Source organism: Micromonospora sp. NPDC005163 (genome assembly GCF_053599835.1).
Map to the genome: position 1 here is coordinate 1 of NZ_JBSFYP010000111.1, position 12871 is coordinate 12871.

Below are 12871 nucleotides of genomic sequence, written 5' to 3' on the forward strand. Positions count from 1 at the left end.
ACGGGTGACCGTCTCCTCCAGGTTGCCCCCGGAGCCGGCCGGCCGGAGCGTGGCGCGGCGGCGGCCGGGGCGGCGCTGTCCTCGGCCCAGACCGCGAGGCCGGCGGTCGAGCCGTCGCCGGGCAACCACAGCCCGTGGATGACCAGCACGTACTCCCCCTCGTCGCCGCCCGCGCCCAGGATAGGCGGTGCCGGTCAGCTAGCGTCGGCGCCATGGTCGACCTGCTGGTGATCGGCGGGCTCGGAGTGGACGTACGGGTCCGGGTGCCCGCGCTGCCGCTACCGGCCGCCGATTCACACATCGTCGAGCCGATCGAGCTGCGGATCGGCAACACCGGCGCCGGGGTGGCGCTCGCCGGGCGGGCACTCGGCCTGCGGGTACGTGTGGTCGACACCCTCGGCGCGGACCCGGCCGGGGACCTGGTCCGGGCGGCGCTGACCCGGGCCGGCGTGCCGGCGGTGCTGGCCGAAGATCCCGCCGGGACCCGGCGATCGGTGAACCTGGTCGACCCGGGCGGGCGGCGCATGTCGCTGTACGACCCGCGTGGGTGGCGGGGTGCTTCCCCGTTCCTGCCGACGGAGCTGGCCGAGCTGGTCCGGAACGCCCGGCACGTACACCTCTCGATCATGGACTGGATGGTGCCGCTGCTACCCACGGTGCGGGCCGCCCTGCCAGCGGGCGTGGCGCTCTCCACCGACCTGCACGACTGGGACGGCGCGAACCCCTACCACCGGCCGTTCGCCGAGGTCGCGGGCCTGATCCTGGTCAGCGGGGTGCGGCTGGCCGACCGGGCCGTGCCGCTCGCCGGCGGGCTGGCGCCCCGCACCGCGTGGTGGTGACCCGGGGCGCGGACGGCGCCGAGCTGTACCCGGGCGACGGAACGGCGGTGCCGGTGCCGCCGGCCACACAGCCGGGGCCGGTGGTGGACAGCAACGGGGCGGGCGACGCCTTCGCGGCCGGGCTGATCGCCGGTCGGCTGCGCGGCCGGCCGCTGGCGGACGCGGCTCGGTACGCGGCCCGGGTGGCCGCCGCCGCCTGCACCCACGACGGCATGGAGTACCCGCCGGGCTTGTTACCCGCCGACTGACGCCACAGCGCACTGACGGCGTGGCGACCGTGCGCGGGGTCAGACGGCGCCGGAGTCGCCGTCGGTCAACTCCCGCAGGATGTCGGCGTGACCCGCGTGCCGGGCCGTCTCCTCGATCATGTGCACCAGGATCCAGCGCAGCGACACCTCGCCGAGCTGCGGGTGCGGCACCACGTGGTCGAGGTCGAAGCTCGCGGCCACCGCCCGGGACCGGGCGCAGGCCCGCTCGTACGCCGCGATGAGCCCGACGACGGTGTCCTGTGCGTCGAGCGTGAAGCTCGCCACCGCGTCCTCCTCCGAGGTCAGGTAGACGTCTCCGGGCTCGGGAGCCAGCAGGGTGGGGAACCAGTTCCGCTCGACCAGGGTCAGGTGCTTGACCAGCCCGGCGAGCGTGGTCGCCGAGGGCACCAGCCGGCGGCCGGCGTCGGCGTCGGAGAGGCCGCGCAGCTTGCGCACCACCACGGCACGGTGGAAGTCGAGGAACGAGTCCAGAACGGCGCGCTCATCGCTGGTGCGGGCGAGCACCGGGGCGAGCGTCGGATCGATGGTCTGCTTCGCCATTCGCCGACCCTAGCGACAGGCCAGCCGTCCCGCTGCCCCGCTATCCGCTGCGCGGTCCCGGCGCGGCGGGCAGGATGGGCGTATGGCCTCATCCGTGCAGATCCTCCTCGTCGGCGGCACGGCGGACGGGGAGAGCGTCACCGTCGAGCTGGACAGCAACGGCCGTCCACCGATGACCCACCACCACCTCGGGTCCGGCGGGCTGGCCGAGGCGCAGATCTACGAGCTGCAGTCCGCGGGCGAGGACGCCAGCGAGTGGGTCTACCGGTGGACCGGCCCGGCGGTGTGACCGTCCGGCTCAGACCCGGGTGAGGGTCTGGCTGCGGAGGCTGTCGAGGACACCACGGGTGACGTCGGAGGTGCCCCGGGCCTGCTCGCAGGCCTCGGCCACCCGCCGCGCGGTGGCCTCGGCGCGCTGCTCCCGCTCGTCCCAGAGCCGGTCGACCTCGGCCAGTAGTGGCCCCTCGACCTCCCGTTCCACGCCGCGCAGCGCCGGCACGCCGAGCCGCTGGGCCAGATCGAAGACCTTGCCGGCGTACGGCAGTGGCAGGAACGGGGTGCCGACCATCGCCGCGAAGATCAGGAAGTGCAGGCGCATGCCCACGGCCAGGTCGAAGTGGCGCATCAGCCCGAGCACCTGCTGCGGCGAGTAGGTGCCGTGCAGGATCCGCCCCCGGTCGGCGGCGATCATGTGGGACAGCACCCCGTGGGCGTGCCGGATGTCGTCGCGTTCCATCGGCACGAACAGCACGTACGCGTCGATCCGGTTCACCAGGAAGTCGCCGATCTGGGCCAGCAGCCGGTGGTAGCCGTCCACGTCGAGCCGTTCGGCGGCCCGTCCCGGCTCCCGCACGCTGATCCCGACCAGCCGCCTGCCGGCCGGCACCCCCTCCTCGCGGAGCAGGTCGAGCGGGAACTCCTCCGGCTGCAACAGGAACGCCGGGTCGGCGGTGACCGTGATCGGGTTGAGCAGCCCCGCCTCCTCCAGCACCATCCGGGATTCCTGGTCGCGGACGGTCACCTGGACCGCGCTGGCGAGCGTTTCCCGGACCATCCCGGTGTCCACCGCGTCGCTCAGCGGCCCGACCCCGACCGCGTACGTGATCAGGGGCAGCCCGCGTTCCTGGGCGACCCGGACCACCCGCAGGTAGCGACGGGCCTCCCGGTCGTAGAGGATCCCGCCGCCGCCCAGGATCAGCAGGTCGAGCTGGGCCAGGACCAGGGCGGAGTCGGTGCGGCTGACGCCCTCCCACGGCACCGCCTCGACGTCGGGGTGGGCGATTCGGGTGTGCTCCGGGTGGCGGGAGAAGACGATGATGCGGGCGTTCGGCTCCTGCGCGCGCAGGTCGGCGAGCAGGCCGGTGAGGATCGCCTCGTCGCCGAGGTTCCGGCCACCGTACGAGCCGAGCACACCAATGGTCAGTCCGGCACCATGCGTCATCCGTCGCTCCTCCCGGGTGCGGTCCGCCGGCGGTTTCCCGCTGGGCCGGTGAACAGTCCTGCCGAGGAGACTGCGCTGGGCCGGTACGCACACCCGCACCGACCCGAATCAGCCCATTTCCGCCTCCATGAGCTGGCTCATCCGACACGCGCCCCCGGCGCCGCTGCGCCGGATTGCGCCTCGCTGTTGTGGATCCAGGCTCGACGGGGCGACCCGATGAGCGCGGCCCGGCGAGAATGGCAGGGTGCGGATCGCCCACGTCAGCGACAGCCACCTGGCCAACCCGGAGGGGGTGGCCACCTCGGTCGGCACCACCGTGGCGCTGCTGCGCGCCGCCGGCCACCGGGTCGTCCTGCACTGCCCCGGCCCGCTGTTCCGCCGGCGCCGCCAACCGGGTGAGGTGCCCTCGCTGCCGGTGCCGACCCGGCCGTACCGGCTGGCGCCGCCCCGGCCGCCGGACGCGCCGACCGACGTGGTGCACGTCCACACCACCGGCCCGCTCGGCGTTGCCGGGCTGCGCTGGGCGGCCGAGCGAGGCGTACCCACCGTGCTCACCTGGCACACCGACCTGGTGGCGTACGCGGCGCACTACCCCGAGGTGCCGATCGGCGCCGCGTACGCCGGCCTGCGGCTGGGCCTGCGCTGGCGGGTCCGGGACCTGTGGGCGCTGGCCCGCCCCGGGCCGGCCCGACAGGACCGGTTGGCGGCGCTCGGGCGGTGCCTGCTGGCGCACACCAGCGTGCTGATCACCCCCTCGGCGAAGACCGCGGCGCTGATGGCCCCGATGGCCGGGCGGACCCCGATCGTGGTGCTGCCGACCCCGGTCGCCGCGCCGGGTGTCGACGCCGACGACCGGCGGCTGGTGCGGGCCCGGCTGGGCATCGCGGCGGACGCGCCGGTGCTGCTCGCGGTGGGCCGGACCACGCCGGAGAAGAACCCGGACCTGCTGCTGGCCGCGTTCGCCCGGGTCCGGCGCGAGCTGCCGGCGGCACGGCTGGTGCTGCTCGGGGCGCGGCGGCAGCGGCTCGCGGTCCGCCGGGCGGCCCGCCGGCTCGGCGTGGCTGACGCGCTGCACCTGCTTCGCCCGGTGCCGCACGACCGGGTGGGCGCGCACTACCGGGCGGCGGACGTGCTCGCGTTCGCCTCCACCACCGACACCCAGGGCCTGACGCTCTCCGAGGCCGAGGCGCACGGGCTGCCGGTGGCCATGGTGGACGCCGCCCTGGCCGAGCGGCCCGGCGCCGCCACCACCCGGCCGGTCGCCGAGCCCACGGCGGCGGCGTTCGGGGCGTTGCTGACCCGGCTGCTGACCGAGCCGGAGCTGCGCGCGGCGGTGATCTGGGACGGTCGGGCCGCGGTGGCGGCCTGGTCCGGGCCGCGTTACCTGGCCGAGCTGGCAGCCCTGTACGCGACGTTGCGGCCGGTTATCGCAGCGGACGCGACGACAGCCGACCCACCTGGGCCAGCACCAGCGGGAGCTGCCATCCCCGAGGCGCGGCGAGGTGACGCGGGGACCAGACCGGCGCGAACTTCGCCTTGAACCGGCGCAGCCCCCGGAAGCGGTACCAGCGCTCGCCGTGCTCGTATACCGCCCGGCCCAGCCGGCACAGCGGGTCCGCGCCGGTCAGCCCGGACAGCGGGGCCAGCCCCAGCTCGACGCTGGTCAGCCCCCGGTCCCGCGCCTCGTGCAGCACCTCGACGAGGAGATGGTCCATCGTGGTGGGTGGTGCGTCCGGGTGGTACCGCAGCAGGTCCACGCCCCACCGGTGCGGCGTCGGCATGAGCGCGGCGAAGGCCACCGCCCGGCCGCGCTGTCGCAGCACGGCGACCGGCAACCGGGCCAGGTAGCCGGGGACGAACCCGCCGAGGGAGAACGACATGTCCGGCCGCCCGGCCAGCCAGGCGTCCGAGACGGGGCGCAGCTCGTCGAGCAGGCCGGCGCCGGGCAGCACCGCGAACGACAGGTCGTCGCGGCGGGCCAGCCGCTGCCAGTTGCGGCGCAGCGCCCCACGCGCCGGCCCGGTCAGGGCGAAGTCGGCCAGCGGTACGCTCGCCGACTCCCCCACCGGGTGCACGGCGAGACCCAGCCGGCGCAGCTCGGGCAGCAGCGACGCGCCAACGTGGTACACCGCCGGGCGTCGGCCAGCCCGCCGGGCAGTCGCGCAGAAGTCGGCCAGCAGCCCGTACCGCTCGGCGGCCGGCCCCACCGGCGGCCCGAACGCGATCCACGAGCGGCCGCACACCCCGTACATGAGGAAGCTGGCCCCGGACGGCGAGAAGTGGAACCGCTTGTCGCCGAGGAGCGCGAGCCCGGAGTCCGGCTCCCGGTCGACGTCGGCGGCCAGGATCGCCCGCACCCGGCGCAGTTGCTCGTCATGGCGTCCGTCGATGCGGCGATGGTAGCGTCCGCCGCGTGTCGGGCCGGGTCCTGCGGGTCAGCGTCGGCGCGGTGGTCGCCGTCGGGCTGGCCCTCTCCGTGATCGCCGCGCGTGACGAGCCCGTCGAGCTGCTGTTCTACTTCACGGTGCAGGTCGACCTGGCCTACCTGGTGGCGCTGCTGGCCGGCGGCGACCGGCTGCGCACCGCGCTCACCGTCTACCTGGTCGGCACCGCCCTGGTCTTCGTCCTGGTGTTGGCGAATCCGTGGAGCGGCTACGCGATGGTGGCGACGACCGACGCGCGGGGGCCGGTCTCCGACGCCGGAAACCTGCTGCTGCACGCGGTCGCGCCGCCGCTGGCCGCCGCGGAGTGGCTCACCCGCCGTCCCCGAGCGGCCCTGCGTCCGGTGTACGCGGTCAGCCTGCTCGGCTATCCGTTGGTGTGGCTGACGGTGATCCTGGTCCGCGGCGCCCTCGGCCGGAACGAGGACCGCTACCTCTACCCGTTCCTCGACGTACCCCGACTCGGCTATCCCACGGTCGTCCTCAACGCGTTGCTCTTCGCCCTGACCCTGCTCCTGATCGCCCTGACCGCGGTCCGCCTCACCCGGCCCGGCCGGGTGCTGCCGGACGATCGGTGCGATGGCGGGAAACGGACCTCGGGATGGGAACGAGGGGTCTGATGGCCGCCAGACGAGGGGGCGGCCCGGCGACATGATCGTTTGCATGACGACGACGACATTTGACGGCAAGGTCGCCCTGGTGACCGGTGGTTCCCGGGGCATCGGAGCGGGCATCGCGCTGCGCCTGGCGGAGGACGGGGCCGACGTGGCGCTGACCTACCGGCAGAACGCGGAGCAGGCCGCGAGCGTGGTGAAGCAGATCGAGGCGCTGGGCCGGCGGGCGCTGGCCATCCAGGTCGACGGCGCCGACCCGACCGCAGTGCGGGACGCGGTCGACCGGACGGCCGCCGAGCTGGGCCGGCTGGACATCCTGGTGAACAACGCCGCGGTGTTCCTGGTCGGCGCGATGGACGACCTCGGCACCGCGGAGCTGGAGCAGACCATCGCGGTGAACGTCCGGGCGCCGTACGTCGCCGCGCAGGCGGCGCTGCGGCACCTGGGCGACGGTGGGCGGATCATCAGCATCGGCAGCAACGTCGGTGAGCGGGCCGTCTTCCCCGGGCTGGCCCTCTACTCGATGAGCAAGACCGCCCTGGTCGGGCTGACCCGGGGCCTGGCCCGCGAGCTGGGCCCTCGGGGCATCACCGTCAACCTGGTCAACCCCGGACCGACGGACACCGACGCCAACCCGGCGGACGGGCCGAACGCTGCGGCGATCGCCGGCTTCACCGCCGTCGGCCGGTACGCTCGCCCCGCCGACATCGCGGCGACCATCGCGCACCTGGCCAGCCCGGAGGCCAGCTACGTGACCGGTGCCGTGGTCAACGTGGACGGCGGCTTCACCAGCTGAGGACACCGGGCGCGCCGGGCAGGATCCGGCGCGCCCGGCCTCAACCATCTCCGGGGCGGGAGGCGTCTCTCCTGACGAGGGGGTGGGCATGACCGAGACGTTCCACGAGTTCGTGGTGCACCGTTCGCCGGCTCTGTCCCGGACCGCCTACCTCCTCACCGGCGACCACCAGCTCGCCGAGGACCTGGTGCAGACCGCCCTGGCCCGCACCTACCGGCACTGGCGGCGGATCCGCGACGGGGACCCCGAGGCGTACGTCCGCCGCGTCATGTACCACCAGCAGGTCTCCTGGTGGCGACGCCGCCGCCTCACCGAACGCCTCCAAGCCGAACCCACCGAACAAGCCGGCGCCGACCACAGCGACACCACCGCGCTGCGGCTGACCCTCACCGCCGCGCTGCGTCACCTCACTCCCCGCCAACGGGCCGTCATCGTGCTGCGCTACTACGAGGACCTCACCGAGGCTCAGGTGGCCGAGATGCTCGGCTGTTCCATCGGGACCGTCAAACGCCACGCCCACGACGCGATACGGCGGCTCAGAGCGGTCGCTCCCGAACTGGTCGACACCGTCGCGGAGAGGAGCATCCGATGACCGCCCAACTCCGCGACGCGCTCCGCTCCACCGCCGAAGACGTGCCCGCCTACCCGGTGTACGAGCGGGCGCTCGCCACCGCGCGCCGCGACCGTCTGCGCCGGTCAGCCGCCAGCGCGGCGGCGTTGTTGGTGCTCGCGTTGGCCGGCGTTGTGGTGCCGCTGACCCGTACCCCTGGCCTCGATCCGGCCGCGGCGGACGCCGCGCTGCCCGACCACATCGCCCTGCCGCCGATCGGCACGCTGCACGTCACCGACCGCCCCCGGATCGGTCCCGCGTCGGTCATCTTCGACGGGCCGGCACCGCGTCTGCACGGGTGGAACGACGTGAACGTCGTCGGCGTGGTCGACGCGGACTCCGACCGCTACCGGATCATGCGGATGGGCGGGGAGTCGCTGGCCGGCGAGTCGGTCCACCTCTCCCCCGACGGCCGGTACGTGGCCCGGCCGGACGGAGACCAGGACGATCCGGGCGTCGAGGTCATCGACCTGGTCACCGGCCGGACCCAACGGCTGACGTCGACCGTCGACCGCAGTGTCTGGAGCATACCGGTCGGCTGGTCCGCGGACGGCCAGTCGCTGGTGGTCCGCGACGACGTGCCGGTCGCGTTCGACGGGGCCACCTACACCTCCGTGCTGAGTGCGGTGACCCTCGGCGGGGAGCGCTGGACCAGGCTGGCCGCCGGCGACCAGGAGGCGCGCGTCGGCTCGGTCGTCGCCGCCGCGCCGGGCCGGCTCGCCTACCAGTACGGCCGCACGGTCGCCGTGACCGACCTGGCTGGCCGGGAGCTCTCCTCGTTCGCCCTACCCGACGGGACCTGGCTGGCCGGCAAGGGCGCGTGGCGTCCCGACGGCACGAACCTGACACTGGCCGCCCGTCGGGCGGACACCACCGAGTGGACCCTGCGCCAGGTCGATCCCACCAGCGGCCGGGACGTCGGTCCACTGCGCCTGCCCGCCGTGCCCGGGGTCGTCGCCATCCGGCTGCTCGGCTGGGCGCCGGACGGGTCGGCGCTGGTGGCGGCCTATCAGCCGGACCCCCTCGCCCCCGACCTGCCGCTGGAGGAGCAGTCCGACCCGCCCATGAGCGACCAGCGCGTGCGCACCGTGCGGGTCCTGGCACTGACGCCCGGCGCCACCGCGCCGCGAACCGTGCTGACCGCACCGGACCAGGTGGTCGCCGTCGACGTCGCGGACCAGGTGGTCCGGAGCGGACGCGTCCGCGACGCGCAGCCACCCGGCGGCGTGGGTGGCCGGTTCTGGCTCTGGAGCGGTCTCATCATGGTGCTGGTCACCGTGGGCGTGCTGTACGCGAGCCGTCATCGGATCGCGCTGTGGCTCGACGACCGGCGGGTCAGGCGGACACGGAGGAACGACTGATGCCGACAACCCCGCGGACGAGTCGCACGGCGGTCCTGGTCTGCCAGGGTCGCGCGGCCGCCGACGGGCTGATCGCTCCCGGCCGCTTCGCCGATCCGACGGCCATGCCCCTGCTGCGTCCCGACGAGCGGGAGGCCGTCCAGTGGGTACGCGAGGGCGTCGCTCCCCGGCCGTGGCGGCAGCGGGTCGACTACGAGACGGTCCGCGCCAACGCCGAGCTGATCGTGCCCCGTACGGTCGCCATCGACGATGCCGTACGCGCCCACCCCGGCCCACAGGTGGTGATCCTCGGCGCGGGGCTGGACGGTCGTGCCTGGCGGATGCCGGAACTCGCCGGGGTGACGGTCTTCGAGGTCGACCAGCCGGCCACCCAGCGCGACAAGCGCGAGCGCGCCGAAGGCCTGCCCGGCACCCCGCCGAGGTTCGTTCCGGTGGACTTCGGTCGCGACCGGCTGGCCGAGGCGTTGGCGGCTTCCGGGCACCGTTCCGACCAGGCGACGACCTGGGTCTGGGAGGGGGTCGTGCCATACCTGACCACGGTGCAGGTGACCGCCACGGTGACGGCTCTCGCCAGCTGCTCGGCGCCGAACAGCCGCCTGATCGTCAACTTCCAGCTGCCCGGAACGTCCGTGGTCCTGGGCCGCCTCATCGCACGGCTGCTGACGGCGTCCACCGGCCGGTCGAGCGTGTGGGCGAACGAGCCGTGGCGCTCGACCTGGACGCCCGCCGCCATGGCCGCCCTGCTGGCCCGACACGGCTTCACCGTCACCCGGGACGACGACCTGCTCGACACGGCGCGGGCCCTGCACACGCCGATCCACCACGCCAGGTCGCTGGCACACAGCCGGGTGATGGTCGCCGATCGCACCTGACGCCCCCAGGTCGGGAACCATCCGGCGTGAGCCGCCGGTCGTCGGACAAGGTCGAGCAGACGTGGGCGACGGAGGAAGGCGTGGTCAGCGGGGCGGGTCCTCGCCGGTGAGTCCGTCCACCGACTCCCGGATCAGGTCGGCGTGGCCGACGTGCCGGGCGTACTCCTCGATCAGGTCGACCAGGATCCGGCGCAGGCTCGGCGCCTGACCGTCCGGCCAGTCGCCCCGGGCCAACTGCTCCGGTCCGGCGTTGGCCAGCAGCTCCGCGACGGTGGCGCGGGAGCGGGCCACCGCCTCCCGCCAGAGTGTGTAGAGCTGTTCGGGGGTGTCCTCGGCGGCCGAACGCCAGTCCCAGCCCGGATTCGCGTCCCAGTCGACCGTGTCCCACGGTGGCCCCGGCGAGCGCCCGGCCAGCTTCAGTGAGAAGTAGAGGTCCTCAACCAGGGCCAGGTGCTTGAGCAGCCCACCCAGGGTGATCGACGACGGGCCGAGCGTCGCCCGTAGGCCGGCGGCGTCGAGACCCCCGGTCTTCCACGCGAGGGTGGCACGCTGGCGGTCCAGGGAGCCGAGCAGCGTGGCGGTCTCGTCGCCGGCGATCGGCGGTTCGGGGTGACCGTGCTCGTCCGCGTTGGTCATGGAGACGGACGTTACCGCTCGACGTGGCGGGGCGCTGCCCATGCCGGTCACTGGCCGGCCGCCCGGATCGGTGCTGATGCGAGAAGGGGTGGGCGCGGCAGGTTTCGAACCTGCGACCCCCCGCTTGTAAGGCGGGTGCTCTCCCACTGAGCTACGCGCCCGGAACGCCCGTACGGCGGGCCGGAGGCTGGCAAGCTTACCCTGCTCGCCGCCGGCCCGGACGCACGGCTCACCCCGGTCCGGTGGTGGTCAGGCGGCCGCGGCGATGGCCTTGCGCCAGCCCTGCTGGTCGCGAGCCTCACCGGGACCGTTCAGCTCGGCGAAGCGGACGACGCCGGTCTTGTCGATGACGAACGTGCCCCGATTGGCGAAGCCGGCCACGTCGTTGAAGACCCCGTACGCCTGGGCGACGGCGCCGTGCGGCCAGAAGTCGGCCAGCATGGGGAACTGGTAGCCCTCCCGGTCGGCCCAGACCTTGTGGCTGTAGACCGAGTCGACGCTGACCGTCAGCACCTGGACGTCGTCGTTGGCGTACTCGTCGAGGTTGTCCCGCACCTCGGCCAGCTCGCCCTGGCAGGTGCCGGTGAAGGCGAGCGGGTAGAAGACCAGCAGCACGGTGCGCCGGCCACGGAAGTTCGAGAGCCGGACCTCCTGGTTGTTCTGGTCCTTCAGCACGAAGTCCGGCGCCTCGGCGCCAACCTCGACGGGCATGCGAACTCCTCGGGTCGAGTCAGGGGAAGGCACGAGCCTGCCGCGCCCGGTGGCACGGACCGCCGGGCGCGCGAGGGGAACGAGTTGGGCTACTTCTTGGCCTTGGCCCCTCGGCGCAGCACCAGGCGGGCGCCGCTCCAGTCCCGCCCGGCGTTGATGGTCGAGGTCTGCTGAAGGCCGGCGGTGGGCGCGGACTCCGCGACCTCGCTCGGCTCGACGTGCCCGTCACGCCCGGCCTTCGGCGTGAGCAGCCATACGACCCCGTTGTCGGCCAGCGGGCCGAGGGCGTCGACGAGAAGCTCGAAGAGGTCACCGTCGCCGTCGCGGTACCAGACCAGCACCGCGTCGACCACCTCGTCGGTGTCCTCGTCGACCAGATCTCCACAGCGGTCGGTCAGGGCGTCCCGGAGATCCTGGTCGACGTCGTCGTCGTACCCCATCTCCATGACGACCATCCCCGGTTCGATTCCGAACCGGTCCGCCAGGCTGCGTACCCCGTCGGCGGCCTGACCAGCGGTCGCGCTCACTGTCGCGTGCCTCCTCATCTCGTCCCTGCTCGCGGCGTCGGAACCGACGCCGTCAGGCAAAGTCCACACAGTTGTGCGTCCGCGCGCAAGTGGCGCACCGGGTGGAACGGAATTTACCGTGCCAGCAGCGTACGGGCACCGTCGGTAATGGCTTCCTCGGAGACCAGAACCTGACGTGCTGCTGGACCTAATGGTACAAACGAGTCAACTCCGGCTACTCGTCGCGCCGCACCGACATATCCGGCGTCGACCAGCGCGGCGATCACCCCTTCGCCCACCCCGCCGGATCGGCGTGTCTCATCCACCACCAGCACCCGGCCGGTCGCCGAGGCCTCCCGGATGATGTCGGCCACCGGCAGCGGGGCCAGCCAGCGCAGGTCCACCACCCGGGTGCCCACCCCCTCCTCGGCGAGAACGGCCGCGGCCCGCAGCGACATCCGTACCCCGTTACCGAAGGTGATGATCGTCAGGTCGTCGGCCGAGCCGACCCGGTAGACCCGGGCCCGGCCGATCGGCACGTGCCCGGCCACCCAGGCGCCCGGCTCCGGATACCCGGCCAGCCACTCCCCGTCGCCCTCGGCGTACAGGTCGCGGGTGTGGTAGAGCGCGATCGGTTCCAGGAACACGCAGACGCTACCGTCGACCGCCGCGCTGGCCAGGCAGGTCCGCAGCATGGGCGCGGCGTCGTCCGGCCGCGCCGGCACCGCGACCACCAGCCCTGGCACGTCCCGGAGTACGGCAACCGAGTTGTCGTTGTGGAAGTGCCCGCCGAACCCCTCCTGGTACGCCAGCCCGGCCACCCGCACCACCATCGGGTTGCGGAACGCGCCCTGGGAGAAGAACTGCATGGTGGCCGCCTCACCGCGCAGCTGGTCCTCGGCGTTGTGCAGGTACGCCAGGTACTGGATCTCCGGCACCGGCAGCATCCCGGCCAGCCCGGCGCCCAGGCCCAGCCCGAGCACCGAGGTCTCGTCGAGCAGGGTGTCGAAGACCCGGGCCGGCCCGAACCGGTCGCGCAGCCCCTTGGTCACCCCGTACACGCCGCCCTTGGCGGCCACGTCCTCGCCGAAGACCGCCATCTGCGGGTGGTCGAGCAGCCCGTCGGCGAGCGCCCCGTTGATGCTCTGCGCGAGGGTCAGCGGGCCGGCCAGCTCCGGCGGCTTGCCCCCGAACGCCTCCGCCCGGGCGCCCGCGCCCGGACCGCTGGCCCGGGC

The 12871-nt window shown here is 73.9% G+C and carries 16 protein-coding genes and 1 tRNA gene; 9 read left to right on the top strand and 8 right to left on the bottom strand.

Annotated elements, in window-relative coordinates:
• Window positions 1-212: 212 nt before the first annotated feature.
• Window positions 213-839, top strand: a complete 627-nt coding sequence (locus ACWD6N_RS35965) for a carbohydrate kinase family protein (RefSeq protein WP_450006480.1) — start codon at window positions 213-215, stop codon at window positions 837-839.
• A complete protein-coding gene (locus ACWD6N_RS35970; protein ID WP_450006482.1) occupies window positions 836-1087 on the top strand; it encodes a PfkB family carbohydrate kinase in 252 nt (83 codons plus the stop codon). Before ACWD6N_RS35965 ends, ACWD6N_RS35970 begins: the two co-directional genes overlap by 4 nt.
• A gap of 39 nt (window positions 1088-1126) precedes the next feature.
• Here ACWD6N_RS35970 and ACWD6N_RS35975 read toward each other — a convergent pair whose 3' ends face one another.
• Complete coding sequence (locus ACWD6N_RS35975; RefSeq protein WP_354965425.1) at window positions 1127-1648, bottom strand: DinB family protein; 522 nt, start codon at window positions 1646-1648, stop codon at window positions 1127-1129.
• An 82-nt stretch (window positions 1649-1730) separates the two neighbouring features.
• On the opposite strand from ACWD6N_RS35975, the gene ACWD6N_RS35980 reads away from it, so the two are divergent.
• Window positions 1731-1937: a hypothetical protein gene (locus ACWD6N_RS35980; protein ID WP_354965426.1), complete on the top strand. Its 207-nt coding sequence runs from the start codon at window positions 1731-1733 to the stop codon at window positions 1935-1937.
• A gap of 9 nt (window positions 1938-1946) precedes the next feature.
• Here the strand turns inward: ACWD6N_RS35980 and ACWD6N_RS35985 are convergent, their stop codons facing one another.
• Window positions 1947-3089, bottom strand: a complete 1143-nt coding sequence (locus ACWD6N_RS35985) for a polysaccharide pyruvyl transferase family protein (protein ID WP_354965427.1) — start codon at window positions 3087-3089, stop codon at window positions 1947-1949.
• Between the two features lie 244 nt (window positions 3090-3333).
• Between ACWD6N_RS35985 and ACWD6N_RS35990 the strand changes: the two genes are divergently transcribed.
• Window positions 3334-4629 carry a glycosyltransferase gene (locus tag ACWD6N_RS35990; RefSeq protein WP_354965428.1) on the top strand — a complete coding sequence of 432 codons (1296 nt, stop codon included), beginning with the start codon at window positions 3334-3336 and terminating at the stop codon, window positions 4627-4629.
• Here ACWD6N_RS35990 and ACWD6N_RS35995 read toward each other — a convergent pair.
• Window positions 4514-5446: a phosphatidylglycerol lysyltransferase domain-containing protein gene (locus ACWD6N_RS35995; RefSeq protein ID WP_354965429.1), complete on the bottom strand. Its 933-nt coding sequence runs from the start codon at window positions 5444-5446 to the stop codon at window positions 4514-4516. The genes ACWD6N_RS35990 and ACWD6N_RS35995 overlap by 116 nt on opposite strands.
• A 56-nt stretch (window positions 5447-5502) precedes the next feature.
• On the opposite strand from ACWD6N_RS35995, the gene ACWD6N_RS36000 reads away from it, so the two are divergent.
• From ACWD6N_RS36000 to ACWD6N_RS36020, 5 genes are all read left to right on the top strand, one after another.
• Window positions 5503-6150: a Pr6Pr family membrane protein gene (locus tag ACWD6N_RS36000; protein ID WP_354965430.1), complete on the top strand. Its 648-nt coding sequence runs from the start codon at window positions 5503-5505 to the stop codon at window positions 6148-6150.
• A gap of 43 nt (window positions 6151-6193) precedes the next feature.
• A complete protein-coding gene (locus ACWD6N_RS36005; RefSeq protein ID WP_354965431.1) occupies window positions 6194-6940 on the top strand; it encodes an SDR family NAD(P)-dependent oxidoreductase in 747 nt (248 codons plus the stop codon).
• An 88-nt stretch (window positions 6941-7028) separates the two neighbouring features.
• Complete coding sequence (locus ACWD6N_RS36010) at window positions 7029-7532, top strand: SigE family RNA polymerase sigma factor (RefSeq protein WP_354965432.1); 504 nt, start codon at window positions 7029-7031, stop codon at window positions 7530-7532.
• Window positions 7529-8911, top strand: a complete 1383-nt coding sequence (locus ACWD6N_RS36015) for a hypothetical protein (RefSeq protein WP_354965433.1) — start codon at window positions 7529-7531, stop codon at window positions 8909-8911. The genes ACWD6N_RS36010 and ACWD6N_RS36015 overlap by 4 nt, the downstream gene beginning before the upstream one ends.
• Window positions 8911-9783 (top strand): class I SAM-dependent methyltransferase, encoded by an 873-nt coding sequence (locus ACWD6N_RS36020; protein WP_354965434.1) that lies wholly within the window; start codon window positions 8911-8913, stop codon window positions 9781-9783. Before ACWD6N_RS36015 ends, ACWD6N_RS36020 begins: the two co-directional genes overlap by 1 nt.
• An 84-nt stretch (window positions 9784-9867) precedes the next feature.
• On the opposite strand, the gene ACWD6N_RS36025 is transcribed toward ACWD6N_RS36020, so the two are convergent.
• The 5 genes from ACWD6N_RS36025 to ACWD6N_RS36045 all read right to left on the bottom strand — a co-directional run.
• Window positions 9868-10419, bottom strand: coding sequence for a DinB family protein (locus ACWD6N_RS36025; protein WP_354965435.1), 552 nt, complete (start codon window positions 10417-10419; stop codon window positions 9868-9870).
• Between the two features lie 89 nt (window positions 10420-10508).
• A tRNA-Val gene (locus ACWD6N_RS36030) sits at window positions 10509-10580 on the bottom strand.
• Between the two features lie 88 nt (window positions 10581-10668).
• Entirely contained in the window at window positions 10669-11130 is a 462-nt protein-coding gene (locus tag ACWD6N_RS36035; protein WP_354965436.1) for a peroxiredoxin, read from the bottom strand.
• An 89-nt stretch (window positions 11131-11219) separates the two neighbouring features.
• Window positions 11220-11657, bottom strand: coding sequence for a DUF3052 domain-containing protein (locus tag ACWD6N_RS36040; protein ID WP_354965437.1), 438 nt, complete (start codon window positions 11655-11657; stop codon window positions 11220-11222).
• 113 nt (window positions 11658-11770) lie between these two features.
• Window positions 11771-12871, bottom strand: a 1101-nt coding sequence (locus ACWD6N_RS36045; RefSeq protein ID WP_450006484.1) for an alpha-ketoacid dehydrogenase subunit beta, incomplete at its 5' end; no start/stop codon positions are given.